We start from the raw sequence: 26,202 nt of genomic DNA on the forward strand, positions 1-26,202 counted from the left end.
GTGGTGAACGTCTGCATCATGCTCTCCTCGGGTGCTCTTCGTTTCTGATGAAGGAAAAGCTACGTTGCGTTCAAGGATCGCGCAACAAGTTCGTTGCGTGGGAAATGCATCTGTGCAGCTGGCGGCTCGGTTTTCGTTGCAACGGTTGTGGATCTAACGCAATGACAGATATCCGGATCGTTGCATTGGAATGAGGGTGAACGCTACGTCGCCGCCCAGGAAGGGCTGCGGGGGCGGGAGGAGGGCCACCCGGCCGGAGCCTCACCGGATCGCGCCCGGGCCGGTGCCACCGCTCCACCGACCGCTCCGAGACCCGCAACGCGGCAGCGGCCTCCCAGCATCTGCCGACCATGACTTGATCGTCATCGAGCAGTCAGCCCTCATGCCGCGGGAGTGCGCCGAGGACCGCGAGAGATCTCTCAAGATCCTCAACGGCGCGGGCCGGCAGCGGGGTCACCGTCCGGACCAGCCGGGCAAGTCGTTCGATGCGCTGCTGCTGCAGACGCGGACATCGGTTCCGGTGCCTGGCGACCACTGCCGGGTGGGGGCAGCCGTTCGAAGGCGCCGCAAAAAGGCGATCGAGCATGCGGGTTCACGTGGTCCCTGGTGGCCGTCGGCGCATCGGTCGTACCGGATGCGGAGTCGCCTGAGCCGACGCAGCCGGACGAAGGAACGGGCGCGATGCCGTCCGCGGCGAGCGCGCCGAAGGGAGACGGCAGCCCCGCTGGGGGGCGGCCGAGTACCGGCCTGCCCTTTGGCACCATGCCTCCATGGACTTCACCCTCGAGCCGCCCACCGGCATCGGCCCTCTGCGGATCGGCATGGCCCGGGACGCGGCCGCCACGGCCCTGGACTCCCTCCGCGACCCCTCCGCGGTCTCGGAATCCGACCGGCCGGGGCAACACGTCTTCCGCCCCAGCGGGCTGATGATCAGCATCCACTGCACGCGGGACGCCCTCGAATCCGTCGAACTCGGCAGACCCTCGGCTCCGACGGACCGAGTGGTGTTCCGGGACCTGGACGTGTTCGCCCTCCCGGCCCGCGAGGTCGTCCGGCGCCTGCGCGCCCACACCCCCGTCGAGGCCGACCCCGACGACCCGGCCTCCTTCACCGCCCCGGACCTGCTGCTGGGCCTGTGGCGCCCGTTCGCGGCCGACGACGAGCCGGACGAGGAGCAGGGCCACTTCTTCAGCTCGGTCCTCCTGGCCCGGCCCGGCTACGACGACACCCCCGCCCAGGCCGCGGAACGGCTCCGGCAGAGCCCGTGAGCGGCCGGCGCCGTCACAGCAGGACGACGAGGGAGGCGAGGAGCAGGACGGCTGCGGTCGACAGTCCCAGGATGCGGTAGGGCCGCCACACGGCCTGCGTCAGGGCGGCGGCCCACACCGCTCCCACCACGACGGCCGACCACCGGCCGGCCACCGCCTGTGCGGCGACGACCGGGAACGGTGCCGGCAGGAGGGTCGGCGGGACCACCGCCAGTAGGGGGCGGATGCCGAGCAGCCGGTACGCCACCGTCAGCGCGACGAGCGCGACGATGAGGGAGGCCGGGATCGAGAGGACCGGCATCAGCGTCATGCAGAAGTCGGGCGCACGGGCGCATGTCCGGGTGTCGTAGCGGTACGCCCAGTCCACCATGCCGAGCGACAGGCAGGTGAGGGCGGCACCCATGGCAGCGGCGCCTGCGACGCGAGCGGCCAGAATCCCACCCGAGGGGGCCGCATGCCCCTCGTCTCGCCGAAGGGAAGTGGCGTTCATGACGGCATCCTCCCGCTCGACGGCGGCCGGGTCCTGAGTACGGATACTCAGGACCCGGTTTCGAGGGTGAGGCGGTCGGCCGGTGACGGGCGGTGCTGACCGGTGCGTGCGGCGCACCGTCAACGGCTTCGCGGACCCACCCCGCCTGCCGCAGTCGGCATCACCGGGTGGGGCCCCACCAGATGCGCCCGACGACGAGTTCCTCGAGTGCCTGGAGCCTGTCGGCGGCCATCCGCTCGGAGGTGTCGGGCTGTTCGAGCGCGATGCGCAGGTCGGAGGCGAGGTAGGCCGCTTCGCGGACCTCGCACTGCGCTCGGAGTTCTTCCAGGCAGGTCTCCGTCGCACCGGCGATGACGTCGAGGACGGCTTCCATGTGTGCGCCGCTGAACCGGGCGAGGAAGATCCAGTCGTCGGCCGGCTCGCCGAAACGGGCCCACTCGAAGTCCAGCAGGGCCGTCACGCCGCCCTGGTGCGCGAGCCAGTTGCCCCAGTGGCAGTCCGCGTGCACCGGGACGTCCGCCCGGGCGTGCTGTGGTGCACGCGCGGCGATCGCGGCCAGGCCGTCGAGCAGGGGGCGGGGCACGACTCCGCGCCGGTCCAGGGCGAAGAGCCCCTCGACCTCGGCGAGGAACGCGGACCGGCCGGTGAAACCGCCGTGGTCGAGGGGTTCCCTCAGCGTCCGCTCCGCGGAACCCACCGGTGTCCAGGAGTGCAGTGCACCGAGCCGCCGGACCGCCTCCTGCGCCAGCGAACGTGCGGTCGCCCCGTCCACGCCGGGCATGCCCATACCGGGGGCAACCCCGGGCACCCGGGCGTAACAGGCGTAGCGGACCTCACGCTCCTCCAGCCGGTGGGACCCGCTGTCGAGCAGCGGGGCCGTGAGGCCGGCGGGCAGGTGGGAGGCGAGGGCGACCTCGCGGTCCAGGCGCGCGTGGCCGTCGGCGTCGATGAGCTTGACGACGACGTCCGCGCCGACGAAGACATGGTGGGAATCGCTGTCGGCAGCGGTCATGGGACCGGGGTCGCATCCCAGGGCCGCGGCTGCGATCGCCCGGGCGGTGGCGTGGGCGTGCCGCACGTCGTTCATCGACGGTCGCAGAGCCGGGAGGGCGGCGCCGCGCAGGGGCCGTTCACGCGACCGGGCCGAGGGGATGATGCTGACATCCCTGCATTCCAGAGAGGCCGGGCCTCCGCGCCATCCCACTTGATCAGTCTGTGACGGCCGGTCAGCACGGCGGCCGGACCGGCCGAGGACCGGGAGCGGGCCGCTGCCCGAGTACCGTGGCGCAGCATGACGCACACCGGGATCGAGATCACCGCGGAACTGGTCCGGGACCTGCTGCGGGACCAGCACCCCGACCTGGCCGACCATCCCGTGCGCCTCGGCGCGCGGGGCTGGGACAACCAGCTGTGGCGGCTCGGCGACGACCTCGCCGTCCGGCTGCCCTGGGCGACACGGTCCGCGGACGCCCTGCTGCGCAAGGAACACGCCTGGCTGCCCCTCCTGGCGCCGCGCCTGCCGCTGCCGGTCCCCGTCCCCCAGCGCCTCGGCGAGCCCTCCGCACGGTTCCCGCACCCCTGGACCGTCACCACCTGGGTGCCCGGCGAGCCCGCCGACCGCGCCCCCGCCACCCGCGCCGCACCGGCGGCCGACACCCTGGCCGCCTTCCTCACCGCCCTGCACCAGCCCGCCCCCGAGGGCGCGCCCGCCGGCCGCAACCGGGGCGGGCCGCCGGCCGGCCACGCCGAGGGGTTCCGCGAGGCGTTCGCCCAGGCCGTCGGACGGGGGCTGGTCCCCGACCCGGACGCCGTCCGCGCCGTGTGGGAGGACGCCGTGGCCGCGCCCGACTGGACGGGCCCGGCCGTGTGGCTCCACGGCGACCTGCACCCGGCCAACGTCCTCACCGCCGACGGCACCCTCTGCGGCGTCATCGACTTCGGCGACCTGTGCGCGGGCGACCCCGCCTGCGACCTCGCCGCCGCCTGGACCCTGCTCCCGGACGGCGCTGCCGACCGCTTCCACGCCGCCTACCGGCCCACCCCGGACCCCGCCACCCTGCGCCGCGCCCGGGGCTGGGCGGTCCTGCGCGCCCTCGCCTGCCTCCTCATCGCGGACGCCGGCGTCCACGGCCGCCCCGGCGGCAAGCCCACCTGGGGCCCGCCCGCCCACGCCGCCCTGCGCCGCCTCACCGCAACCGTCCCCCGCCGGAGGCACGGCGCGCCCGCGAACCCGCTCCCAGGATGACGACGACGTTCACCGGCCGGTGGCGGCGGCGTTCTGCCTCATGGCCGACGGCCACCTGTCCCCTGCCGTTCCCTCCGGACGCGCACGGCCTGGGCGGCCCAGTCGGACACCGCCGACAGGCTCTCCGGAGCGGGCCAGCCGTTGATCACCGCGAGCACCTCGACGTACCGGTCCCGGCGCCGGTCGCCCATCCTCTCCAGACGGGCCAGCAGCAGGCGGCGCAGCTCGGCGTCGTCGGGGCGGCCGAGGATGTGTGCGTAGTGGGCTGCCAGCGCCGCGACGACCGGGTCGGCTCGGGGCGAGGCCGGCTCGACGCCGTCAGCCAGGACGGGGCCGACCCGGTCACGGACGATCGCGCCGAAGTCGCGGCGCAGGACTGCGGCGCCGCCTCGCGGCTGTTCGGTCGCATGGTCCTGAGCCATCCGTCGCACGCATGCGCGGAAATCCGGGTCCATGGCCAGTTCGGCCCACTCCACCCATGCCCGGACCTGCTCCGCCTCAGGGTCGCCGGACACCTCGGGTGTCATCGAGCGCCTGATCCCCGCGAACGCGGAGTCGGCGCCGAGGCCCTCGAAGACGGCATCGAGGAAGTCGCCGACCAGGCGTCGGCGCTCGTCCTCGGAAAGCCGGGCCAGTCTGTGCATGAGATCCGCCTCCTCAGCAGTGAGCCCACGCTCGGCCACCGCCGTCAGCACCGCGTGCCGCAGACGCAGGACGCGGATCTGCACGGCCAGTGCTTCGGCATGCACGGCGGCGACCTCGGGGACCGGGAGCTCCCGCTCCACGACCCTGCGGATCGTGGGCAGGTCCACCCCCAGGTCCCGCAGGGTGCGCACCAGGTCCAGGCGTGCGACGGCGTCGACGGTGTAGAGGCGGTAGCCGGCGGGGCTGCGTTCCACCGGCGCCACGATTCCCCGGTCGGAGTAGAACCGGATGGTCTTGACCGTCAGACCGGTCCGCCGGGCCAGTTCACCGATCGGATAGAGCGTGTCGCCGTCCATGGCCCCACTCTGGCGTCTCCACCTACGGGAGACTCAAGCCCGTCCACCGGTCGACGGGTGATCACCTACAGGTCTCGACCGTGTCCTTGCGCCGTGCGCATGCCGGGCAGGTGCCGTGACTGGAAAGGTTCACCGTGTCGCGGCGCCCGGCTTCACCTCGTCCAAGGCAGACGGACGGCTTCGATCTCGGGGTCCGCGAGCAGCGCCTCGATGAGCAGGTGGGAGCCGCAGACCTTGGTGCCCCAGAGGTCGTAGTCGGTGCAGATGACCCAGGAGCGGTCTGCGGGCCACAGGTTGGATGGGGTGCACAGGATGTCCGGGTTGTCGAAGAGGGACTGGGTGTCACCCAGGCGTCCTGAGCGGACCTGCCCCTTTTCGAAGTCCAGCGCGATGATCGGGTTGTAGTACGCCAGGCAGGGAGTGTCCGCTCCCTGAGGGCTGTGAGCGGCGAGGAACCGCATCAGCTGGTCCCATGTCGGCCTGTCGAGACTGCCCTCGGCGGGCCATTCGATGGAGCCGGGTCGGATGTCGGCAGCTTTCGAGGAGGGAAAGCAGCGGTAGCAGGGGTACAGGCCTTGCGGCACGACCGGATCGCCGGTGCGGGCAGCCAACTCCGCCCAGCGCAGCCGCTCCCAACCCGGGCCGGGGTGCTCGCTTCGGCCTTGGGCGTGGTTGACCGACTCCCCGGCAGTACCCCCGCGCTCGTACATACCGCCGAGCACCCAGGCAGCATCGGGCCGCCCGGGTGCCTCGTACCCGGTGAGGCCGTCGTCATCGGCGATCCCGGCGAGCCAGTCGGTCTCGGAAGCAGGCACGAGAGGCCACCGGGTGAGGATGTCATCGGGCATCCGGCCAGGCTACGGGCCCGCGCGCGACCAGCGCCGCGACCCGGTGAACCTTCGCCGCCAGAGCGCTAGAAGAGGCTGGACGTCCTGTCTTCCGCGAGGCTCTCGAGGATCGTGCGCAGCCACGGACGGCGAACGGCCGGCAGTCGGACCAGGGTGTTCTGGAACGTTCCCCGATCGGCCCGGAAGAGAGAGGTGGGGCGCGGCGGGGGCGGGTCGTCGCGCAGGACGTCGTGGGGGAGGCGGCCTGTTGCGGGGCGGGGCGCGCCCGGTTGGGGGAAGGCCATCCAGAGCCACACTCCCAGCGGCAGTGGCACCGGGCATGCCGATGCCGCCGGGCCTGCGGGAGCCCAGGTCCGGCCCGTCTGAGGGTGGACGGGTACGAGGAGGATGTCCGCGTCCGCGTCTGCGTCAAGGGCGGGCAGGCCCGGCCCGGCCAGGACGGCACGCCGCTGCGGCGGTCCCGCGGGCAGCAGCGTGTCGAGAGCGCGTCGGAACACGTCCGCGGCCAGGCCGTCCGGGACCGTCACTGAGCGCCCTTGGGAGGCTGCCAGCAGGTGGGCGAGCGCTCGGCCGGCTGCCGCCTCCCACCGCGGACTCCACGACCAGAAGTGGCCCGTCTCGGACCTCTTCCCTCCCCAGGTGGCGATCGGCTCGAGCGGGGGCGTGCTCTCCCCTTCCTCCACCAGTTCCTCCCAGGAGAGCGGTGCGGGGTCGGCGTCGCCGGCGGGAAGGCGGCGCACGGCGTCCGGGGCGAGCCACACCGCCTGCCACGCGGAGCAGTCGTCGACCCTGCTCGCCACGGGCAGGCCGCAGGCTGCGCAGGCCATGTTGGGGCCGTCGCTCCCGTCGAGGCCGCAGCAGGAACCCCCCTGCCTTTCGGGAATCATCCGGGTGCCGCGGACGTCCCCGGGCGCGATCACGACGGCGCCCGGGGCGCCGTCGGACAGAGCGTGGACCGGCGCGTGGATGCCGCGGGCCTCCGCCTCTCCCGGGCCGAGCTCCTGCCAGGGCCGCCACGGCGGCCCCCAGGGCTCCGGGTCCACGGCGAACGTGCCCGACTCCATGAGCACGGGGAGCTGGATTCCGTTCCCGTACTGCTGGTGGGCGTGGACCGGCAGGGCGACCTGGGACAACGGAGTGGTCAGCTCGGCATCGCACCGGGCGCAGACGAAAACGAACAACGGTCCTCCGGGCAGGGAACAGCGGCATCGTCGCATCCCGGTGACGCCCGGTCCACGCGGTTTCCCGTCGGCCTCCGGGCCGTGCCCGCGACGGTCGTGGAGCGCGACGCAACGCCCGCGGGCGTCAGCCGGGCGGCGGGAGGACTCGGCCGCCCTCGGCCCCGGGGGATAACTGCGGGTGGGTGGCGGCGATCCGCGCCAAGCGGGCGAAGTGCCGGGGCTGGAGCTGTCCGGCGTACGCCATCCGGACCAGCTCCGCGTGCTCGGCGGGTACGGGGTCGGCGGCCGTGTCCAGCGTCGGGGCGTGCAGCATCAAGCTCTCTCTCCGATGGCGGTGGTCAGCGGCCGGGAGCCGTCCGGGGTGTGCAGGCGGACACGGCGCACCGGCCGGGACTTGGCCGGGACTTGGACCGGCCCGGGCCAAGCTCACGGCCCCCTCCGCGCAGCGGCTCGCCGTGGCCGCGCAGACCATGTCCGTCACCGAGTGGCAGCGCACCTACCTGCGCTGACGGCTCCCTCCGGGCGCGGGCCCGCACGCGCGCGGGCCCCGGCGCGGAGCCCTGCCGTCAGGGCGCCGGCTCGTCCTGGACGGGGTGGCCCATGGCCCGGGCCCGCGCGGCGACGGCGGCGAAGTCCGCCGTCGCGGAGAGCGCCGCCACCGTCCGGCGGTCGAGCGGGACCCCCGCCAGGAGAGCCGCGACGGCGTCCCGGTCGCAGGGCCGCTCGTAGTAGTCCTCGGCGAAGGCCACCCAGGCCTCCGGGCTGCCGTCGGCGAGGAGGTCGAAGAGCCGGTCGGCGCCGTCCGTCTCGCCGGGCGCGAACGCCACCGGCCCGCACTCCCACCGGGTGGCGCCCGCCTCGCGCCACGCGCAGACCGTCGCGTCGAAGAAACCGTCGAACTGGAACTCCGGCGCCTGCGGGTACGGCGCGAGCGCGGCGGGCAGGCCGTCGAGCAGCCCGGGCCAGTGGGCCCGGGGCTCCTCGCGCCACGGGGTGGCGTCGCTCTCATGGTCGAACCCGTAGAGGAACACCCCGGCCGGGTCGAAGACGACCGCGTACTGGTCGCCCGAGCCGTTGTCCATCGACGCCAGATCGACCCCCGGGCGCCAGTCGACGGCGAACCCGTGCATGGGCTCGTAGACGCTGACCAGAGTGTCGAGCAGCGCGACCGCCCGACAGCGGGCACGCAGGACGGCGGGGTCGGGCAGCAGGCGGACCAGGTCGTGAACGGACATGACGCCCATCGAACACCACCCCACCGACAACCCGCCGCGCTCCGCCCGGGGCGCCCGTCAGGTCCCTTCGCCGGAGGAGGTGCGGGCGAACCAGGTCCGTGCCTCGTCGGCGGACAGGACTCCGGTCAGTTCGGCCGTGCCCGGGAGCAGCGGGAAGAACCGGTCGGCGTTCCAGCTGCGCCGGTAGGCCGGCTCGTCCAGGACGAGCAGGCGGCGTCCCTCCACCACGGGGATGTCGGCGGGCAGCCCCTCGTTCCAGATGCGACCGCCGTCGGGGGCGAGGAGTTCGAAGGCCCCGGTCGCGACGGTCCCGGTGCGTCCCCGGGCGGGTTGCGGGTCCGTGGCGAGGCGGACGCTCTCCGCCGAGGGCGCGGTGCCGGGCACGTGGCCGCCGCCGACGAGGACGTGGGCGAGGAGCGTGTGCAGCTGGAAGTTGTCGCCGATGCCGCCGATGCGCACCTCGAACCCGTTGCCGGTGGGCCGGTGCAGTACCACCAGGGGCTCGTCGTCCAGGACCGCCAGGGCGTGGGCCAGGCACGTGAGGTCGTGGCGCCGCAGGGCGGCCAGGTCGCGGCAGGCGGGGAGGAGCTCGGATCCGTGCCGGCGGCGCACCTCGGCGCTGCGGCACAGCACGGCCAGCGCGGGCGGCTGCCACTCCTCGGCCGAGCGCCAGGCCAGCGCCAGCCGCGTGGCCTCGGGCGCGTCGCAGCCCAGACGGGCCGGAAGCGCATCGCCGACGATCCTCTCATCGGGCTTCGGCAGTGCGTCACCGGTCTCGCCGGCGGCGGTCCAGCGGCGGGCGAACTCCAGGGCGTCGAGCAGGTCCCGATGGACGCCGCCGAGGATCGGCTTCGCGCAGGCCGTGGGGTCGGCCCCGCGCTCCACGCAGAAGCCGGCCGCCGTCGCCAGCATCGGGCGCGGGCCGGTGGGCGGGAAGGCGGGGAGCAGCGCGGCCAGGCGGGGACCCGTCGGGGCGAGTTCGGTGTCCGCCGCCGACTTCAGGCGCTTCATCGTGGCCTTGAAGGCCCGCTCGGTGCGGGCGCCGTCGCGGGCGGCGACGGCCTGCTCCAGCGCGGACACCGCGGCGTTCAGGCCCGAGGCCGCCTGCCTCCTCTTGAAGATCACCGGCATACCTTGGGCCCGAGGGCGGTCCGGCGTCACCGGGCCGGACCGTTCGAAGCCCGCCGGGCCGCTGGGCGCAGGTGCGGGTCGTGGCGAGGCGGGTCGTGGCGAGGCACGGCGGTGTGAGTCGGTGCCGGCGGCGCGACCGCTGAACCCGGACACCGGAGACCCACCGGAAACCCGTACTTGTCCGGTGAAGGGTGGTACGGGGAGGTGAGCGACGCGGCCCCGGTGGGCTCGGACGCGGCGGGCGGGGTCAGCCGAGGCGGTGACGGGCGGATGCCGGTCCGCCGCGGGTGCGGCGGCGGGGACCGGTGGAGCGGGCGAGCTGCCGCTCCGGACGCGGTCGCGGGGCGTCCAGGCGCGCCTGCAGCTCGGCGAGGAGCGCGGCCGGCAGGCGGGAGCCGTCGAGGTGGCCGCGGCCGAGTGCCTGGCAGTGGGAGCACTGCGTGGGGGATGCCTCCAGGCCGAGGGTGTCGTACCGCATGTCCTCCGGAGGCAGGTAGGAGGCGGCACAGGCCTGGCAGAGGTGGATGGTGCGCATGAGGGTCTCCTACCCGGTGACGGAGCCCCGCCCACCGCACCGCCCGCAGGGGGCGGTGACCTGGCGCTGCTCGCTCGTGGTGGTGCCGTCGGGCCGGGTGACGATCTCGTACCTGGTCTGGGTGGTGACTCCGCTGCCGCTGCAGGAGGTGCACCGCTGCTCGGCCATGCGCTCCCTCCTCAGGCGGGTGGTGTCTGGGTCGACGGTAGCGCCGCGCGGGAGTCCGGCGCGGGGATTGCCGGGATTCGAGGACGGGAGGTGCGGCGCGCCTCCGGCTTCGGCGCCGGAGGTGCGCCGCCGCTGCTCCGGGGGCAGTCCCTGGCGCCCATGCACGAGGACGCGGCGTGCCGCTGATCCCGTACCGAGGCGGGAGGCGCCCGTGCCGGGCACGGGTGTCGGCCGCCTGTCGGGGACCGGGGTGACCGTGGGGATGTCGCCGCTGTCGGGGCTGGGTCATCACCGCGGGGGTGGGGAGCATGAGGTGTCAGCGGCCGGTGGGGACTCCCCACCGGCGGCCGCTTCACCTCCCGATGGTGGCTGCGGCGACTCCCCCGGGCAGCCGAGGGGCGTACGCAGCGTGAGCGTCAGCGCCGGCCGGACGTGCCCCACCACGGCAGGATCGGCGGCAGGTCGCCCAGCCCCCGACCGGGCCGCTTCGGCATCGGGGACTCGCCGTCGTCCCCGTCCCAGCGCCGACCGTACTGGTCCGGCAGACTCCCCCATCCCCAGTAGGGCGCAGGGCGGTCGGGCACCTCCCCGAGCTCGTCGACGGGGTCGATGCGCTTCTCCGCCACCGTGCACAGGTGAGCCCAGTCGTCGCCCATGTCGAAGACGTAGGCAAACTGCTCACCGGGCTGCAGTCTGCTGAGCCGGGTCGCCTCGCCGTCCACCGTGCCGTCAGGGGCTTCGCCGCCCCACCACTCCAGGCGGCTGACCCCGGTGCCGTCGGCGAGCGTGAACATGTGCAGGTGATCCAGGTCCCAGCGGCCGAAGGCGAGGTCGACGGCCTCGGCGAGCTGAGCGAAGGAGTGCGACCGGGCGGCGGCGAGGACACGGCCCGGCCGGGGCCACAGGTCGACGCCGCGCCCTGAGACCAGCTCCACGCGGACGGACAACCACGTACGTGCCACAGCCCGGCTCCCCCCACCGATCGGCCCCAGAGGACGGCACAGAGGCTACCGGGTGTGGCCGCAGAGCGGGGAACCGAACGGGCCGTCCGCGAGGACGGTCTGCCCGGCCGGCGACGGGTGCGGGCGGTGAAGACCACCTCCGCGCGTGTGCCCCGGCCGGGTGGACCGGCCCACGGCGTCACGGGCTGCGCCGTCCCGGCCGGGGCGACGGCCGTCGATCAGGACGCCTGCCCGCCCGTCGGGGGCGATGATCTCGACGGTGCCGGGCGCGGCCGCCTCACGACGTCAGCAGGCCTCGGTCAACGGCCGGACGGCGCCCCGGTGGACGTCGGCACCGCCGGGAAGCGCCCGTTGCTGACGAGGCGGTGCCGGTGCTGGACGGGACCCGTGACGGGGAGTCGTCCACGGATGCGGTGGGCGCCGCGCGCCGGTACTCTCCCCCCGGTCCTCGGCCGGGAGGCTCCCCCGGTGCCCTGGGCGGGATCGGCCTGTGCCGGGTCGCCGTCCGTCCGGCCCACGCGAGCCGCGCCGGGCACGCCCTGCTCGACCGGGCCCTGCACCTGCCCGGGGACCGGGCCGCCGACGACGGGCGCCGCGGGCCGGCCGGTGTCCCCGACGGCCTCGCGTCCGCCGCCAGGCCCCGGCCGGCCGCCGCGATGACCGGACGGGCCCGCGAGGCAGGGCGGCCGGGTCAGTGGCCGGTTCAGTGACCGGGGTTGACGCCGGTATCGCGGAGATCGGCGGAACGCGCGGCCAGTCGGGCGCGCAGGGCCTGGTTCTCGGAGCGCAGTCGTGCGAGTTCTTCGCGGACCGGGTCCAGGGTCTGCTGAAGTTGGGCTGCGGTGTAGCGGGGGGTGATGTGCTGCGGGCAGTTCCAGTCGTAGGCGTGCAGGTGCACGAGGGAGAGCCGCTGCACGACGGACCGGGTGTCGGCGGGGGTGAGCCGGGCCGCGAGGTCGGGGTGCTCGCCGGGGTCGAGGAATCGGATGCTGCCGAAGATCTTCAGGCGCTGCCGGTGTGCGTAGTCCATGAGGAACAGGGAGGCACGGGAGTCGGCGGCCAGGTTGCCCTGACTGATGTACTGGCGGTTTCCGCGCAATTCGGCCCAGGCGAGGGTGGTTTCGTCCAGGACGTGCAGGAACCCCGGTGGTCCGCCGCGGTACTGCACGTACGGCCATCCGGTGCTGCTCGTCGTGGCGAGGTAGAAGCCGTCCCGCTCAGCAGCGAACTGCGCCTCCTCCGGGCCGAGGACGTCGTTGCCGAAGTCCGCTTCCTCGAAGCGCTGCATGGCGGTGCGGCTGCCGTGAGCCTGCTGCACCTGCCTGACCTCGTCGGTGAAGGCGATCCGGGCGTAGTGCTGAGGCATGCTTGCTCCTGTTTCTCGTGCTGGTCGGCGGTGAGGGCGCCGGCCGGCTGCCTGCCGGCCAGCCGACCGCCGTGGCGCGGGGCCGGTTCAGGACGCGTCCGGGGAAGGCGCGGACACGTCCGGTGATGACGTCGGGCCGGCGCTCGACGGGAGGCGGCCGGCGTCGGGGAGGGCGATCCTCGGGTCGGACAGGGCGGGGCGGGACGGCAGGATTCGACGCCGCCGGGGCCGGAGATCTCGTCGTTGCGGCCCCGGGCCGCCGGCAGCAGGGGAAGCACCGGGAGCAGGGCTCCGATGGGGGATTCACACCGCAGGCCCCGGTCGCACAGGCATGCCCGGCTGCCGGCACGAGATGTCGACGCCCCGCCAAGGTAACCCCTTCAGTAGCTTTCTCCGGTTACGCAGGCCAGGAAAGCACACTCCTGCTAACCTGTCAATCGAGCTTTAGGGGTTAGTGGAGGAGGTGCCGTGATCGACACACAGCAGGAAGGTGACGGCGAGGCGCTTCGGCGCGCACTGGAAGCCCGGGGATGGCCGACGCGCCCTCTGACGGGTGAACCGCCGGCCGTGGACGCCCTGAACACCCGATGGCTCACGGGCACGGATTCCTACGATCTGCTCGACGACGACGAGCTCACCCGGGCCTGGCTGGACCAGCACGGAATCCACCGCCCGGCCGCAGCCCTTCCCGACGTCCGCCGCCGGCTGCGGGAGGCCCGGTCGGTCCTGGCAGCCACCGTCGCCGACCCGGGAGACCTGACCGCCGTGAACGGGCTCCTCGACCACGGACGGATCAAGCTGTCCCTCACCCCCCACGGGCAGACCGAGACAGCCGAGGTCGGCGATCCCGCCCGCCACGCGGCGTTCGTGTGCGCACGGGACTTCGCGCGCCTCATCACCGACGCGCCCGGCCGGGTCCGCAAGTGCGCCAATCCGCCCTGCCCCCTGCACTTCACCGACACCTCGCGCAAGGGCGAACGGCGCTGGTGCTCCATGAGCCTCTGCGGCAACCGGGCCAAGGCCCGACGCCACCGCGACCGTCTCCAGGGATCGATGTAGCGGCCGCTCGCCTCGGCGCACCCGCACCACCGGCCGCTCGCATGCGGCGCCCGGAGGCCGGGTCGAGGCTCACCCGTCACCGACAACGACGGGCCCGATGCGGGGCTCAGCCCCGGCTGTCCTCGCACGACGCGCCCCGGGGGCGGCGCCCGCGACGTCATGACCAGCCGCCCCGGCAGGCCACCCGCCGGTGAGCGCGATTCCGATCGTGGACCCATGGCCGTTCGGCAGCGGGGAGGGGCGGGTGCGATCCCGTCCGAGCGGCGTCGTGAGGCCGGTCCCTGCCACCGGGGCGGAGCCGCACACCGCGGCTCCGGCTCTGCTCCTGCCGCTTCCCCGGACCCTCCCGGCACCTCGGTCATCACGCCGTGACCGAGCCCCGTGGCGGCGCTGCCGCCGGACGCCGGCCGAAGAGCCGCGGCGCCTCGAGGCCGGCCTGTTCGCCACGCGGGTTCCGTGACAGCGGCTGAACCGGTGACCCGCTCGGGACGGGCGCCGGGGAACGCGTCGGCCGGGGAGGGACGGAGGCGACGGCGGACCCCCCTCCGAGCAGGGGCTGTGCGGTCGGCGGCAGTGCCGGAGGGGTCTTTTCGCCAGGTTGCCGGTGGACGGCGTCACCACCGGGGACGCCGTCACCACCGTCCGGAACTGCGGCCCGGTGTCCACGGGGTCCGGGCGACCCCGGGGAGGAGCGGCAGCGGAGGGCGCGTCCCTCGCCGAACCGGTGGCCGGTGGCCGGTGGGGGGTGGGCGTGCGGAGCGGGCCGGTGGTGTCAGGCACCGGCCCGCCGTCCTGTCGCGGCCCTCTCCCGGGACGTCCGCTGCAGGGTTCAGAACCCCTGGACGAAGTACGGCTCGACGGTCATCCAACCGTTGCCGCGCGCGCCGTAGCGGGTGCCGTTGTCGCTGCTGGCCAGGGTGTACCAGGAGTCGACGTAGTCGGGGTCGTCCGTCCACCAGTCGTTCGGGATGGCGTCCAGGACCGCGTTGACCAGGGGGACGTAGGTGCCCTGGTCGGTGATGGTGAGCAGGGCGGTGGCGATGGCCTTGGCGAGGTCGCGGTAGTTGGTACTGCCGTCCTCCTCCATCATGACGGCGTCGGCCAGGTCGTACTTGTAGTCGGACCAGTTGACCAGGATCTGGCCGGGCCGATAGACGGTGCCGTCGTTGTCGAGGTACGGCATGTCGACGGGGTCGACGCGTACCTTGCCGTCCTGTCCGAAGCCGGTGACCAGCGTGTAGATCTCGGCGTCGCCCTTGATCCAGGGCTCCTCGTCGTTCGAGAGCTCCACCGCGGTGATGCGGGTGGTCCAGAAGCCCCCGGTGGCCGCCTGGACCTGCGGCCTGCCGGCGGCACCCGCCTCCGGTGCCGGTGCGGCGGAGGCGAGACCGTAGTGGCGCAGTTGCCTGTTCAGGACGTCCAGGCCGGCGGCCAGTGCCTTGGAGCCGTCGATGTCGACGACGTAGACGGGACGGGCGGGTGCGTGACGGGCGTCGAGCGTGTGGGCCCGACCCCGGCTGTCGTAGGCGACGACGGTGGTGGCGTCCTCGTCGGCGGTGGCCGGGGCGACCCAGGGCGCCGTTCCGGCGGACAGCGCGCCGCGCATCGCGTGGTTCCCGAGCCGCAGCCGGAGCAGCGAGCCGGTGCCGGCGTCGAGGCCCTTGGCGGCGGCGATGCGGCGGTCCGCCGCGGCCAGCGTGGACTGCAGACCGTTGCCGGCCCGGCCTGCCAGCGCGGTGACGGACACCTCGTCGGCGGCGAGGACCGCATGCTGGACGCGGGCGCGCCAGGACGCGCGGGAGAGGGAGAGGGCTATGGCACGCGCGGCCTGGTCCTGCACCGCGACGACCGTGGAGGCGGACGAGGAGGCGGACGCGGAGGCGGAGACGGACGTGGGCGTGGAGGCTGGAGGAGGCGGGGCCGCGGTCGCGGGCAGCGCGGCCACGGTCTGACCGGTGCACAGGGCAAGCAGGGACGCCGCGAGGGCGACGGCGCCACGGCGGCGCGGTTGACGAGGTCTCACTGGGCGATCCTCCTGGGCGTGGGGGCGGGCGGACGCGCAAGCAGGTGGAGCGTTGGAGCCGTGAGATCTATGCGAGTAGATTCCCGAGGTCAGAATGGCGGGGCCATGACACCAAAGCAAGAGCGCGGAACCACGCAACCTCGACGGGACCTCCTCCTGACCGCCGTGTGTCCCGTCGCCGTGTCGCGGAAAGCCACTCGCCGAAGGGCGCCACGTACCGGTCGACGCGGTCGATGGCGAAGGCGACGGGCCTTGTCGCAGTCGACCGTGTCGCGGATCCGGCGGGCGTTCGGCCTGCAGCCGCACCGCGCCGGGACGTCTCTGCTGTCGACCGACCCGTCCTTCGTCGACAAGGTCCACGACGTGGTCGGCCCGTACCTGTACCTGGACCCGCCGGAGCGGGCACTGGTGGGCCCTACGTGTGGACCAGGGCCGCAGACGAGATCCTCGAACGCTCCGCCGGACATCTGAAGCGAATTCCGGGCTCAGGACACCAGCGGACCGCCAGGGCTCAGCGCAGGCTTCCGTTCCGATGTTCCAAGCGCTGCCAATTGCATCCGATGCGAACTCGCGACAGTTCGCGAATCGTCGTGGCAACGACGCCGACCAGCATGCTGACCACGGAGGTTGGCCCTGCCCTGCTGGTGGCGACGGTAGCGGGGGACGGGATGACGGCGCCGGCCGGTGTCACTCGTCCGGCCGACTGACCTGCGGTCTGTCCGTCGACTCGCATCAGATGCGGTTTTCTCGCACAGGACGCAAGTGACGGAGGGTGGTGGACCGGTGGGGTTCAGCGGGTCGATCCCAGGTGCGGCACGGCTGCACCTGGTGGACGGAGTCGCGCTGCTGCGACCGGAGGAACAGGTCTTCACCGCGATGCTGACCGGGTTCGCCGACCAGCAGCTCGCGCGGACTCAGATCTCGTCCCGGGCCGGCTGCGGGTAGTCGATCTCGGCGAGGTCCTCGGCCAGGTCTGCGAGGGCGACCTCCACGTTCAGCGATGACACGAGCTTCTGGCTCAGCGGTCGCAAGGCATACACGCCGCGCACCGCTTCCAGGTCCACGGGAACCTCGTAGTAGTCCTCGGCGAAGCGCTGGAACGCCTCCGGCGAGCGGTCGACCAGGAGCCCGAACAGGCCCGTTGCCCCGTCGGGGTCGGACCACCCGGCGGGGAAGTCGATCACGCCGTGCCGCCACCGGTCATCCGTCGCCTCCCGCCACAGGCAGGCCGTCACGACGGGGACGCCGTCCTCGTCTGTGAACGCCGGCTCTTCCACGAAGGGCTTGAAGACCTCCGGAACCTCGTCGATCACTCCCGGCCAGGGCTCGCCATCGTTGCCGTATGGACTCATCGGTGCTTCATGGTCGAAGCCACGGACGTAGGCCCCGGCCGCCGAGAACACGATGGAGTACTCGTCTCCCGACCCGTTGCGCATCGACGCCATCTCCTCGCCGTCGGCCCAGCCGGCATTGAAGGAGTAGTACCGGCCTTCCCAGTCCGGGCTCAAGATCGCGTCGAGCATCGCCAGTGAGCGGCACAGGTTCCGCAGGTCAGCGATGGAAGGGAGCTGGCGAGCTACGTCATAGACAGTCACGTGCCCATCCAACCGGATGCCCCTGACATCCAGAATCTCCCCCCAAGGGTTGTCGCGCTCAGTAGCAGCGCCGGAGTCAGGTGAGTCAACTCGCGACGGTTGAATACGCGAGCCCACCAGTACCGAGCCCCGGCACCGAGCCGAGCGTGAACCCGGAGGCGACTTCGCGTGGCGCCGGCGTAAGAGCGCCGAAGAGAGGTTCCTCAGCGGTCATCATCGCGTTCCGGGACGGCGTCGAGTTCGCGGAGGATGTCGGTGAAGTGGCGACGGCGTCGGGCCATGAGCGCGGCGACGTCGTCGCCGGTCACCGCTTGGAGCTTGTGCAGATACCCCAGCAGGTTGTCCCGCTGTCCGTGGTCGGAGCCGGTGACGTAGGAGATCGTATGCTCGGTTCCTCCGCAGGCGAGGAGGAGTTGGTGGGGCAGGCAGCCCCAGGTGTCGAAGCTGGCGAGGATCGCCTCCCACAGGTGCCAGACGTCGCCGGGCCGGCGGTGCTCGGCCAGCAGGAGCGCGGCGATCTCGATGGTGTGGCTGCAGCCCCAGCAATGGCGGTGGAACCGGATCTCCTGCTCCAGCAGGAAGCGGGCGAAGTCGTGGTCGATCGGCCCCGGGGCGAGGACGAGCGCTTCGAGGATGTCCTGGCGGTCCTTCGACCACCGGTCCAGCGGCCGGCCTGCCGCGTCGTGGGCCGCCTCGAACCGCAGGAGGTCCCAGCGCTCCGGGTCCTCGGTCCACCAGGCCGGGTCGAGAGTGCCGCCGGCGTCGCGCGGCCGGGCGGCGGTCATGCACGAGCCCCGGGCGTAGCGGTGGCGGCCCGCCGCAGCACGCGGTCGACGGCGGGGTGACTCACGGGGAACGCCTCCATCAGTCCGGCGCTGGTGCACCCGGCCCTGCGCGCACGAAGTCGGCGCGACGTTGCCAGCAGGTCTGCGCGACAGCCGGCCGCCGGCACCCCGATGCCGATGAGGCACCCCTCCTGGTCGACGTCGAGGTTGACCGTGCCGTCGACGTCCACCGGATCGCACGGGTGCGTGCGCGCGGACCCCGCGCAGGCCTGCGGTTCGGTGAAGCACACGTACGCTGCGTCCGCGATCGCGCCGTAGGTGACTCCGACGTCTGCCGCGCTGAGCCGGTCCTCTCGGCGCCGTCGGCGGCGGTGCCGGTCGGCAACCCCTGGACCAGGGGCTTCCTTTGCCGCCCGATCCCGATGCCGCTCCACGCCGGCCGCCGGGAGGACCGGGGACGGCTCAGTGGCGATGAGGGACACGGGGGGCGTGGGGGTCGTGGTCGAGCGCCCACGCCCGCGCTCCTGTCAGGATGTCCGCCGCGGGCCAGCGCCGGGTCAGGATGCGCGTCAGGAGGGCATCGGGGCTGGCCTTGATGTGAGGTGTGGAGCGGCGCCCGTTGGTGGGGACGTCGACGCCGGCGGAGACAGGCACGCCGAGCACCTCGTCGCCCCACGGGTCGAGCCCGTTGGCGAGCCGCCCGTCGAACTGCATCCGGTCGAAGTCGAGCTCGCCGCGCCCGACCCTGACGATGTGGGCGAAGACGTCGTGCGCGACCGAGACCCACACCCCGATGGTCGTCGTCCGCCCGTCGTCGAGGCCGATCGGCAGCAGGGCCCGGGCGAAGCCCCCCAGGTTGTCGGTCACGACGATCGCGTCGTTGGCCACCATGACGTGCCGCTCGTACTCGGCGTCGTCCAGGTCTGCGACGGGCTGCGGCAACGGAAGGTTGAAACGGGGGTCGGAGGCGTCCAGGGGGTTGCCGCAGCAGGAGCACGGGGGGACACGCGGGAGGTTCTCCGTGCCGATCGCCTTGGGTCCACGTCGCCATATCGCCATAGCCCGGCAGTGAAGCACGCCTCACGGCCGCAGAGCCAGCGCATATAGGACGTCGGCGAACATGGGTGCAGCGGTTGTCGGCGAGAACGATCCTGGTCGGCTGCGGCGAGGGTGCTGATGCGGTTCCCGTACGCGTGGTGGTCCTTGCGCCGCGCCGGAACCGCCGGGGTGCCCAATGCATTGTCGAGCTGCCGGCAGCGGGCGAGGAGCCTGCGGTGCACGGCGGGCTCAGCGCCGCCGCGCATGGTGTGCGGCAGTGCTGCGCCGCACGGTCGCCCCGTTGTCTAGGGCGGCCTGCTCGGCAGGCCCGAGCCCGGCGGTACGGAGGAGGTGGGCGACCTTGGCGCTCATGCGCCCCGTCGCCCTCGGCCCTGCACTCCCGAACCTGCCGTGACGTGGCAGACAGCTCTCCGCAGTCGATCTGACGACCTGTCGTCATGGCTGCCTGCGCTCTTCCCCGGGGTCAGGAGGGGAAGTCCCGGCCGTACTTCCCACGTGACAGCGTGAAGTCGTCCGGGCGATCCCGGCGGAGCTCTTCACAGCGTTCGACGAAGACGTCCAGCGCCTCGTGGAGGGTTCGGGTGCATGCCTCACGGATCGCCTTGCCGGCGAAGACGATCCGGTGGTTCACGATGTCGCGGTCGACGCTCTCGGGCAGTTGCTCCATGAGATCGACAGGGTGGCGACCCGACCTCGAGGTCAGTGGGCTGCGATCTCCCGTCGGGCGGCATCCCATTCCCGCGTAGGCATCCTCCAGGAACACGGCCCGGCAGGATCTGACCGTCCAGTGCAGGCGGGCCCGGAGGTCGGCGTCAGCCGGGAGCTGCACGTGCAGGGGGTCGTCGGGGGCGAAAGCGTACGGCGACGCGTCCCGGCGTTCCGGGAACAGTCCGAGTGAGCGGGTGCGGGCCGGCGTCGACTCGCAGGGCCGGCTGCTGCCCACGTGGAGGTCCTGGTCCCAGCCGACGCGCACGGTAGATGCCCTGTCCACCTCCATCCGGCACCAGGCGCCGTTGCCGTCGCGAAGCCGGCGGTCTCCGGCTCGCGGACGGCCACGTGGTGGATGCCCGTGTCCTGGGCCTGGGCGAAAGCGGCGCCCGCCTGCGGGTGGGCCGCTTCCACCGGTCCGTGGTCACTGGTCGTGGACTCGGCGCAGGTGTGGCGGCCGCACTGGTCGCGGTCAGGGGCCCGTCAGTACCCTGACGCGGTGACGACCGGCACCGCCTTGTCGAGGGCCATGAGCGGCATCGTCGGTGTGCCCCTGCGCCCGCTGCCGGATCGCGTCGCGGAGCTCCTGTCCCGGCTGGAGTGCCCGCCGCGGCTGGCGGCCCACCTGCGGGCCGTCCACGATGTCGCACACCAGCTGGTCGAGTGGGTCGGGCAGCACTGTCCCGCCCTCGCCCTCGACCGCGAGGCGGTGCTCTTCGGGGCCGCGACGCACGACATCGGGAAGACGGTGCACGTGTCCGAGCTCTCCGGGCCCGGCGCGGCGCACGAGGAGGCGGGGCGGACTCTTCTGCTCCGCTGCGGCGTCAGCCCGGAGTTCGCCCGCTTCGCGGCGACACACGCGTCGTGGGCGGAGCCGGGTGCCGGCCTGGAGGACCTCCTGGTCAGCCTCGCCGACAAGGTCTGGAAGAACAGGCGCGTCCCCGACCTGGAGGATCGCGTCGTGACCCGGCTGGCCGAAGCAGCCGGCCGGGCGGCGTGGGAGGAGTTCATCGCGCTCGACGAAGTCCTCTCCCGCATCGGCGACGAGGCCGACGAGCGCCTGGCGTTCCAGGCGTCCTTCCCGATCCACGGCTGAGAGAAGCCCGCCGGCACACGGGGACGACGAGCTCCGCCACCCCGGCCGCAGATCGGGCGTCCCGCCGAAACGACGGCTTCCGGATCTCGCCGCGGCCCGCGAACCCGGTCCGGTGAAGGCGGTGGAGGCACACCGTCAGCGGCTGCTGTCCTGGCGGCGGGCGGGCGGCACAGTGCCCTCTCGGTTCGGCTCAGCCTCCCCGGCGGGGCAGCAGGCTGGCGGGGCGGAGGGTGCCGGGGCCGTAGCGGGCGGCGGCCCGGTCGGCGGTGGTCTCGGCGCGGCGGCGGCGGTCGTCGTCCTCGTGGTCGAGGGTGAGCTGGAAGGGCGTGCGGGCCGCTTCGGTGAGGTGCTCGGCGCGCAGGTGGAGGTGGCGGACGCGGGCGCGCTGGAGGGCGAGGGCGTCCTGGATGCGGTGGGCGGCGTCGGCGAGGTCGGCGGCGAGGTCGGTGGGGCGGGGCAGGGCGCGGGTGCGGGTGAGGGCGGCGCCGTCGGCGAGGCGGACGGTGAGGGTGGCGGCCGAGGCGAGGAGGCGGTCGGCGCGCAGGCGCGGGGCGATGCGGTGGGCGAGGTCGAGCAGGGCGGTGCGGACGGCGCCCGGGTCGAGGGTGTCGGCGGGGAAGGCGTGGGCGTCGCCGAGCCAGCGGGCGGGGGTGTCGCGCAGGACGGGGCGCGGGTCGTGGCCGCGGGCCTGCTCGGCCAGGCGCTGTCCGGTGGCGGGGCCGAGGGCGCGGCGCAGGGTGGCGGCGGGGGTGCGGCGGAGGTCGGCGAGGGTGTGCAGGCCGTAGCGGGCGAGGGCGGCCGCGGTGGCGGGTCCGACCCCCGGGAGGGCGGAGGCGGGGAGGGGGTCGAGGAAGGCGGTGAGGGCGGCGGGGTCGTCGGGCAGGACACGCAGGGTGCCGGGCGGGGCGGTGTCGGCGGCGAGGCGGGCGAGGAGGCGGTTGGGGGCGGCGCCGAGCGCGGAGGGGAGCCGGTGCTCGGCGTGGATGCGGTCCTGGATGCGGCGGGCGAGGGCGGCGGGGGTACGGCCGAAGTACGGGAGGGCGCCGGTGAGGTCGAGGACGGCCCGGTCGCCGGGGAGGAGTTCGACCAGCGGGGTGGTGGTGTGCAGGACGTCGGTGACGGCGGTGGCCGCCGCGGCGTAGCGCTCGGGCCGGGCCGGCAGCAGGGCTGCGTCGGGCAGGAGGCGGCGGACGCGGGCGGCGCCCATGCCCGGGCGCACGCCGGCGGCGCGGGCGGCGGGGCAGGCGGAGAGGACGGTGCCGCGCGGGCCGCCGTCCAGGACGGCGACGGGCCGGTCGGCGAGGTCGGGGCGGTCGCGCTTCTCGACCGCGGCGGGCAGGTCCTCCAGGCGCACGTGCACGATGTGCGCGCCCGTGTCCGCCGCCGGGGGCGCGGCGGACGCGGCGGGGGCGGCCGGGGCGGGGACCGCGGCCGCGGGGCCGGGGCGGCTGCCGGGACCGGTGCCGGCACCGGATGCGGTGCCGGATCCGGGGCCGCCGGTGTCGGGGCCGCCGGTGTCGGTGTCGCCGCTGTCGGTGCCGCCGGTGTCGGTGCCGCCGCCGCGCCGGGGGGCGGTGACGGCATCGGCGGGGCGGGTGCTGCGGTGGGGCTGGGTCATCCGGCGCTCCCGGGTGAGGCGTGCCACAGGCGGCGCGGCAGGGCGGTGGGGTGGGGCCCCGGGCCGCGCAGGTCGGCCCAGGGGTGCTGGAGGGCGCCGGTGGGGTGCACCAGGACGCGGCCGGCGCCGGCGGCGGGGTGGGGCCGGCAGCGGCGGCCGGTGTCGAGGTGGTCGCGGACGGCCTGCAGGCCGTGCTCGTCGTGGAGGGCGGCGAGGCGGGCGAGGTCGAAGGCGGCGGTGGCGGTGACGGAGACGCTGTGGGGGCCGGTGCGGCGGGTGCGGCCGGCCACGAGGAGCAGTCCGGCGTGGGCGAGGGTGTGGGCGGCCTGGGCGTGGGTGGTGTCGAAGAAGACGGTGTCGACGACGCCGGTGTGGTCGTCGAGGCTGGCGAAGAGGATCCGGCGCCCGGAGCGGATGTGCGGGGACTGGACGGCGACCTTGGCGCCGGCGACCAGGACGTCGGTCCGGTCGGGGGTGCGGCGCAGGTCGGCGGCGGTGAGGACGCCGAGGGCGGCCAGCAGGCGGTGGTGGTCGGCGAGGACGTGCCGGGTCAGGTCGAGGCCGAGGAGCTCCAGTTCGGCGCGGAGGCGCTCGGCCGGTGTCGTCTCCGGGAGCCCGGCGGGGGCGGCCGGGGCGGCGGGGTGGCCGTCCTCGAGGGCGAGCGGCAGCTGCACGGCGGGGTCGGCGGGCTGCGGGGGGCGTCCGGCCCGGCGCCGGTCCTGCCGTGCCGGGCGGGCGCCGTGGTGGAGGTCGGCGATGTGCAGCAGGACGTCGCGGCGGGTCGGGCCGCCGGGGCGGACGCCGGCCAGGGTGTCGAGGGCGCCGACCAGGGCGAGGCGGTCGGCGGTCGGGCGGGTGGGGCGGGCGCGGTGCCACCAGTCGGTGAGGGAGGCGTAGGGGCGGGCGGCGGGGATGCGGGCGAGTTCGGCGGCGGTGATGCCGGCGAGGTCCTGCAGGCCGATCCGCAGGGCGGTGCGGCCGTCGGGGAGCGGCTCGGCGCGGTAGGGGGCGTCGGAGGCGTTGACGTCCGGCGGCAGGACGGGGACGCCGTGGCGGCGGGCGTCGCCGAGGATGAGCCGCTTGGGGTACATGCCGGGGTCGTGGGTGAGCAGGCCGGCGTAGAAGGCGGCCGGGTGGTGGGTCTTGAGCCAGGCGGACTGGTAGGTGGGGACCGCGAAGGCGGCGGCGTGGGCCTTGCAGAACCCGAAGTTCCCGAACGCGGCCACGATGCCCCAGATGCGGTCGACGACGTCGGGGGTGTAGCCGCGGGCGCGGGCGGCGGCGGTGAACCAGGCGTGGACGCGGTCGCGTCCGGCAGGGGTGCCCAGGGCGCGGCGTGCCTCGTCGCCGAGCGCGTGGTCGGTGCCGGTGAGGAGGGCGACCATGCGGATGACCTGCTCGTGGAAGACCACCACGCCGCCGGTCCCGGCCAGGACCGGCGCCAGGTCGGGGTGCGGGAAGGCCGGGCGGCGCCGGCCGTGCCGGGTGTCGAGGTAGGGGGTGATCATGTCGCTCTGCACCGGCCCGGGGCGGAAGAGGGAGATGTCGACGATGAGGTCGGCCAGGCAGGCGGGGGCGATGCGGGCCACCAGGTCCCGCTGGCCGGGGGACTCGATCTGGAAGCAGCCGAGGGTGTCGCCGCGCCGGATCATGCGGTAGGTGGCGGGGTCGCCGGGCGGCACGTGCGCCGGGTCGTCGAGGTCGATCGTGCGGCCCTCGGTGCGGGCGATCTCGGCGAGGGCGTGCGCCATCGCGGACTGCATCCGCACGCCCAGCACGTCGAGCTTGAGGAGGCCGAGGTCCTCCACGTCGTCCTTGTCGAAGACCGTCATCGCCATGCCGTCGACGGCGGTGGGCAGCAGCGGGGTGCGGCGGGTGAGGGAGGCGTCGGACAGGACCACGCCGCACGGGTGCATGGCGGTCCCGCGGGACAGGCCGTCCAGCGCCTCCACCAGCTCCCAGAACCCCTCCCAGTGGGCGGTGCGGGCGGCCGGGCCGCGCAGTTCGGGGAGCTCCGCGAGGGCGGCGCGGGCGTCGCGGGCGCGGATGTGCGGGAACGCCTTGGCCAGGGTGTCGGCCTCGTCCGGGTCCAGGCCGAGGGCGGCGGCGACGTCGCGGACCGCGTGGCGCACCCGCCAGGTCTCGGCCGTCGCCACCGCGCAGGTGCGCTGCGTGCCGAAGCGGTCCCGGATGAGCCGGTAGACCTCCAGGCGGCGGTGGGACTCCACGTCCAGGTCGATGTCCGGCAGCGCGCGGCGGCGCTCGGAGAGGAACCGCTCCATCAGCAGGCCGTGCTCCAGGGGGTCCACCTGGGAGATGCCCAGCAGGTAGGTGACCAGGGAGCCGGCACCCGAGCCGCGGGCCGCCACCCGGATCCCGGCCCGCCGGGTCAGGTCGGCGACCTCCGCGACGGTGAGGAAGTACGAGGGGAGGCCGAGGCGGTCCACCACGGCGAGCTCCGTCTCCAGCCGCCGGCGGGCGTCGGCGCGGCGGTGCAGGCCGCGGCGGGACAGGCCGGCCTCGCAGCGCTCGCGCAGCACCGCGGCGGCGGGCCGTCCGGCGGGGGCGACCAGGTGCTCCTCGGGGAAGTGGATCCGCCCCAGGCCCAGACGGTCGGGGGTGAGGACGCACCGGTCGGCGGTGGCGGCGGTGGCGGCCAGCAGCCGCTCCGGTGTCCAGGCGGGCAGGGCGGCCATCGCCGTGACGGCCTCGGCGACCCGGGCCATCTCCGCCGGCCCCTTCAGCCACCCCTCCCCCAGACCGGGCGTGCGGTCGGCGGGCTCGGCGGGCACCAGGCGACGGGCGGCGTCCAGGACCGCCAGCACGCGGCCCCGTCCCGGGTCCGCCGCCCGGACGGCGTTGGTGAGGACCGGCGCGACGGCGCAGGCGTCCGCGAGCCGCAGCGTCCGGCCGGCGGCCGCCACCGAGCCCGCGCCCTGGCCGGGCACGAAGTGGCACACCACGGCCAGGCGCACCGCCTCGGGGCCGAGCGCGGACGTCCAGCGGCGCAGCAGTGCCCGGGCCCGGTCGGGGCGCCCGGCGGCGACGGCCCGGCCGACGTCGGAGTCCGGTCCGAGCAGCACCAGCACCCCGCCCCCGGCCGCCCGGGCGGCCAGTTCGCCGAAGGGCAGCGCCGGGGCGGGCGTGCGGCCCGGGGTGCCGGACGGGGTGGCGCCGGCGGGACGGCCGGGGGCGGGGCGCGCGTGGGCGGCGGTGACCAGCGCACACAGCGCCGCCCAGCCGCGGGCGTCCTCGGCCAGCAGCACCGCCCGGGGGTGTCCGGGATCGGTGAAGGCGCCGCCCCGCGCGGGCGAGCGCCGCCGCCCGGGAACGGCGGCCGGCATGCCGTCCGGGGTGTCCGGGGCGAGGGCGAGGTCGACGCCGAACAGCGGCCGCACCCCGGCCTCGGCGCACGCCTTCGCATGCTTCACCGCTCCGGCCAGGGTGTCGCGGTCGGTCAGCGCCAGCGCCTCCAGGCCGCGCTCGGCCGCCCGGCGGGCGAGGCGTCCGGGCAGGTCGGCGCCGTGGCGCAGGGAGAATCCCGACGCCACCTGCAGCTGTCCGAAGCGCCCCGGCACCGCACACCTCCCGCCTCATCGGCCTCACACATCCCTGAATCGGATATGTGTTCGATTGAAGCATCCGAGGATTGTCAGTGCCAGCTCGTATACTCCGCCGCTCTCCACCGGGGACTCCAACGCGCCTGACCTGGGAGGGAGTTGGCGCGACACACCGGAACGGCACCCTTGCGCCGGTCGGAGCACTCCCCCGGCAGCGGGGCACCGTCCGTGTCGGACTGCTCGGGGAGGGGGTAGCCGCGCCGGGGCGG

Annotated in this window: 26 protein-coding genes and 1 pseudogene; 8 read left to right on the forward strand and 19 right to left on the reverse strand. The window is 74.5% G+C overall.

What is annotated here, in order from left to right; genetic code table 11:
- Positions 1-770: 770 nt before the first annotated feature.
- On the forward strand, positions 771-1,268 hold the full coding sequence (locus LO771_RS20990; RefSeq protein ID WP_230654766.1) for a hypothetical protein: 498 nt from the start codon (positions 771-773) through the stop codon (positions 1,266-1,268).
- Positions 1,269-1,281: 13 nt separating this feature from the next.
- Here the strand turns inward: LO771_RS20990 and LO771_RS20995 are convergent, their stop codons facing one another.
- Together LO771_RS20995 and LO771_RS21000 are read right to left on the reverse strand one after the other, a co-directional pair.
- Positions 1,282-1,671 carry a hypothetical protein gene (locus LO771_RS20995; RefSeq protein ID WP_230654768.1) on the reverse strand — a complete coding sequence of 130 codons (390 nt, stop codon included), beginning with the start codon at positions 1,669-1,671 and terminating at the stop codon, positions 1,282-1,284.
- A 247-nt stretch (positions 1,672-1,918) separates the two neighbouring features.
- Entirely contained in the window at positions 1,919-2,770 is an 852-nt protein-coding gene (locus LO771_RS21000) for a phosphotransferase family protein (protein WP_230654770.1), read from the reverse strand.
- 279 nt (positions 2,771-3,049) lie between these two features.
- Here LO771_RS21000 and LO771_RS21005 point away from each other — a divergent pair, with 279 nt between their 5' ends.
- A complete protein-coding gene (locus LO771_RS21005) occupies positions 3,050-4,003 on the forward strand; it encodes an aminoglycoside phosphotransferase family protein (protein ID WP_230654772.1) in 954 nt (317 codons plus the stop codon).
- Positions 4,004-4,041: 38 nt separating this feature from the next.
- Here LO771_RS21005 and LO771_RS21010 read toward each other — a convergent pair whose 3' ends face one another.
- The 9 genes from LO771_RS21010 to LO771_RS21050 form a co-directional block, all read right to left on the reverse strand.
- Positions 4,042-5,004: a MerR family transcriptional regulator gene (locus LO771_RS21010; protein ID WP_230654773.1), complete on the reverse strand. Its 963-nt coding sequence runs from the start codon at positions 5,002-5,004 to the stop codon at positions 4,042-4,044.
- Positions 5,005-5,156: 152 nt separating this feature from the next.
- Entirely contained in the window at positions 5,157-5,852 is a 696-nt protein-coding gene (locus LO771_RS21015) for a hypothetical protein (RefSeq protein ID WP_230654778.1), read from the reverse strand.
- 65 nt (positions 5,853-5,917) lie between these two features.
- On the reverse strand, positions 5,918-7,033 hold the full coding sequence (locus LO771_RS21020) for a hypothetical protein (protein ID WP_230654780.1): 1,116 nt from the start codon (positions 7,031-7,033) through the stop codon (positions 5,918-5,920).
- 124 nt (positions 7,034-7,157) lie between these two features.
- Entirely contained in the window at positions 7,158-7,346 is a 189-nt protein-coding gene (locus LO771_RS21025) for a hypothetical protein (RefSeq protein WP_230654782.1), read from the reverse strand.
- 253 nt (positions 7,347-7,599) lie between these two features.
- Positions 7,600-8,268 (reverse strand): hypothetical protein, encoded by a 669-nt coding sequence (locus LO771_RS21030; RefSeq protein WP_230654783.1) that lies wholly within the window; start codon positions 8,266-8,268, stop codon positions 7,600-7,602.
- 57 nt (positions 8,269-8,325) lie between these two features.
- On the reverse strand, positions 8,326-9,399 hold the full coding sequence (locus LO771_RS21035; RefSeq protein WP_230654784.1) for a hypothetical protein: 1,074 nt from the start codon (positions 9,397-9,399) through the stop codon (positions 8,326-8,328).
- Between the two features lie 247 nt (positions 9,400-9,646).
- Entirely contained in the window at positions 9,647-9,934 is a 288-nt protein-coding gene (locus LO771_RS21040; RefSeq protein ID WP_230654786.1) for a hypothetical protein, read from the reverse strand.
- Between the two features lie 9 nt (positions 9,935-9,943).
- A complete protein-coding gene (locus LO771_RS21045) occupies positions 9,944-10,102 on the reverse strand; it encodes a hypothetical protein (protein WP_230654788.1) in 159 nt (52 codons plus the stop codon).
- 416 nt (positions 10,103-10,518) lie between these two features.
- Positions 10,519-11,037: a plasmid pRiA4b ORF-3 family protein gene (locus LO771_RS21050; RefSeq protein WP_230654790.1), complete on the reverse strand. Its 519-nt coding sequence runs from the start codon at positions 11,035-11,037 to the stop codon at positions 10,519-10,521.
- 398 nt (positions 11,038-11,435) lie between these two features.
- On the opposite strand from LO771_RS21050, the gene LO771_RS31685 reads away from it, so the two are divergent.
- Entirely contained in the window at positions 11,436-11,774 is a 339-nt protein-coding gene (locus LO771_RS31685) for a transposase (RefSeq protein ID WP_374228210.1), read from the forward strand.
- Here the strand turns inward: LO771_RS31685 and LO771_RS21055 are convergent.
- The gene (locus LO771_RS21055; protein WP_230654792.1) at positions 11,768-12,430 is read right to left on the reverse strand and encodes a pyridoxamine 5'-phosphate oxidase family protein; all 663 of its coding nucleotides are present in this window, start codon (positions 12,428-12,430) and stop codon (positions 11,768-11,770) included. The two genes, LO771_RS31685 and LO771_RS21055, sit on opposite strands and share 7 nt — an antisense overlap.
- A gap of 567 nt (positions 12,431-12,997) precedes the next feature.
- On the opposite strand from LO771_RS21055, the gene LO771_RS21060 reads away from it, so the two are divergent.
- Positions 12,998-13,489: a CGNR zinc finger domain-containing protein gene (locus LO771_RS21060; protein ID WP_230654794.1), complete on the forward strand. Its 492-nt coding sequence runs from the start codon at positions 12,998-13,000 to the stop codon at positions 13,487-13,489.
- 829 nt (positions 13,490-14,318) lie between these two features.
- Here LO771_RS21060 and LO771_RS21065 read toward each other — a convergent pair.
- Positions 14,319-15,329, reverse strand: coding sequence for a DUF3103 family protein (locus tag LO771_RS21065; RefSeq protein WP_230654795.1), 1,011 nt, complete (start codon positions 15,327-15,329; stop codon positions 14,319-14,321).
- On the opposite strand from LO771_RS21065, the gene LO771_RS31420 reads away from it, so the two are divergent.
- The 3 genes and pseudogenes from LO771_RS31420 (at position 15,304) to LO771_RS21080 (ending at position 16,457) form a co-directional block, all read left to right on the forward strand.
- Positions 15,304-15,441, forward strand: a complete 138-nt coding sequence (locus LO771_RS31420) for a hypothetical protein (protein WP_230654796.1) — start codon at positions 15,304-15,306, stop codon at positions 15,439-15,441. The genes LO771_RS21065 and LO771_RS31420 overlap by 26 nt on opposite strands.
- Before the next feature lie 268 nt (positions 15,442-15,709).
- A pseudogene (locus LO771_RS21075) lies at positions 15,710-15,923 on the forward strand (IS630 family transposase); the annotation flags it as partial.
- A 372-nt stretch (positions 15,924-16,295) separates the two neighbouring features.
- Positions 16,296-16,457, forward strand: a complete 162-nt coding sequence (locus tag LO771_RS21080; protein ID WP_230654798.1) for a hypothetical protein — start codon at positions 16,296-16,298, stop codon at positions 16,455-16,457.
- Here the strand turns inward: LO771_RS21080 and LO771_RS21085 are convergent.
- The 4 genes from LO771_RS21085 to LO771_RS21105 all read right to left on the reverse strand — a co-directional run bounded on the left by LO771_RS21085 (position 16,427) and on the right by LO771_RS21105 (position 19,618).
- Positions 16,427-17,107, reverse strand: a complete 681-nt coding sequence (locus LO771_RS21085) for a hypothetical protein (protein ID WP_230654800.1) — start codon at positions 17,105-17,107, stop codon at positions 16,427-16,429. The genes LO771_RS21080 and LO771_RS21085 overlap by 31 nt on opposite strands.
- Before the next feature lie 203 nt (positions 17,108-17,310).
- The gene (locus LO771_RS21090; protein ID WP_230654802.1) at positions 17,311-17,892 is read right to left on the reverse strand and encodes a hypothetical protein; all 582 of its coding nucleotides are present in this window, start codon (positions 17,890-17,892) and stop codon (positions 17,311-17,313) included.
- Positions 17,893-18,354: 462 nt separating this feature from the next.
- Positions 18,355-18,951, reverse strand: a complete 597-nt coding sequence (locus LO771_RS21100; RefSeq protein WP_255744651.1) for a DUF2199 domain-containing protein — start codon at positions 18,949-18,951, stop codon at positions 18,355-18,357.
- A 463-nt stretch (positions 18,952-19,414) separates the two neighbouring features.
- A complete protein-coding gene (locus tag LO771_RS21105; protein ID WP_230654807.1) occupies positions 19,415-19,618 on the reverse strand; it encodes a hypothetical protein in 204 nt (67 codons plus the stop codon).
- A gap of 570 nt (positions 19,619-20,188) precedes the next feature.
- On the opposite strand from LO771_RS21105, the gene LO771_RS21110 reads away from it, so the two are divergent.
- Complete coding sequence (locus LO771_RS21110) at positions 20,189-20,755, forward strand: HD domain-containing protein (protein WP_230654954.1); 567 nt, start codon at positions 20,189-20,191, stop codon at positions 20,753-20,755.
- Positions 20,756-20,945: 190 nt separating this feature from the next.
- On the opposite strand, the gene LO771_RS30815 is transcribed toward LO771_RS21110, so the two are convergent.
- Together LO771_RS30815 and LO771_RS21130 are read right to left on the reverse strand one after the other, a co-directional pair.
- The gene (locus LO771_RS30815; RefSeq protein WP_255744652.1) at positions 20,946-22,373 is read right to left on the reverse strand and encodes a helix-hairpin-helix domain-containing protein; all 1,428 of its coding nucleotides are present in this window, start codon (positions 22,371-22,373) and stop codon (positions 20,946-20,948) included.
- Positions 22,370-25,951, reverse strand: a complete 3,582-nt coding sequence (locus LO771_RS21130; protein ID WP_230654808.1) for a DNA polymerase III subunit alpha — start codon at positions 25,949-25,951, stop codon at positions 22,370-22,372. The genes LO771_RS30815 and LO771_RS21130 overlap by 4 nt, the downstream gene beginning before the upstream one ends.
- Positions 25,952-26,202: the final 251 nt, after the last annotated feature.

The sequence above is a fragment of the Streptacidiphilus sp. ASG 303 genome (assembly GCF_020991365.1).
In the GTDB taxonomy this organism is placed as follows: domain Bacteria; phylum Actinomycetota; class Actinomycetes; order Streptomycetales; family Streptomycetaceae; genus Peterkaempfera.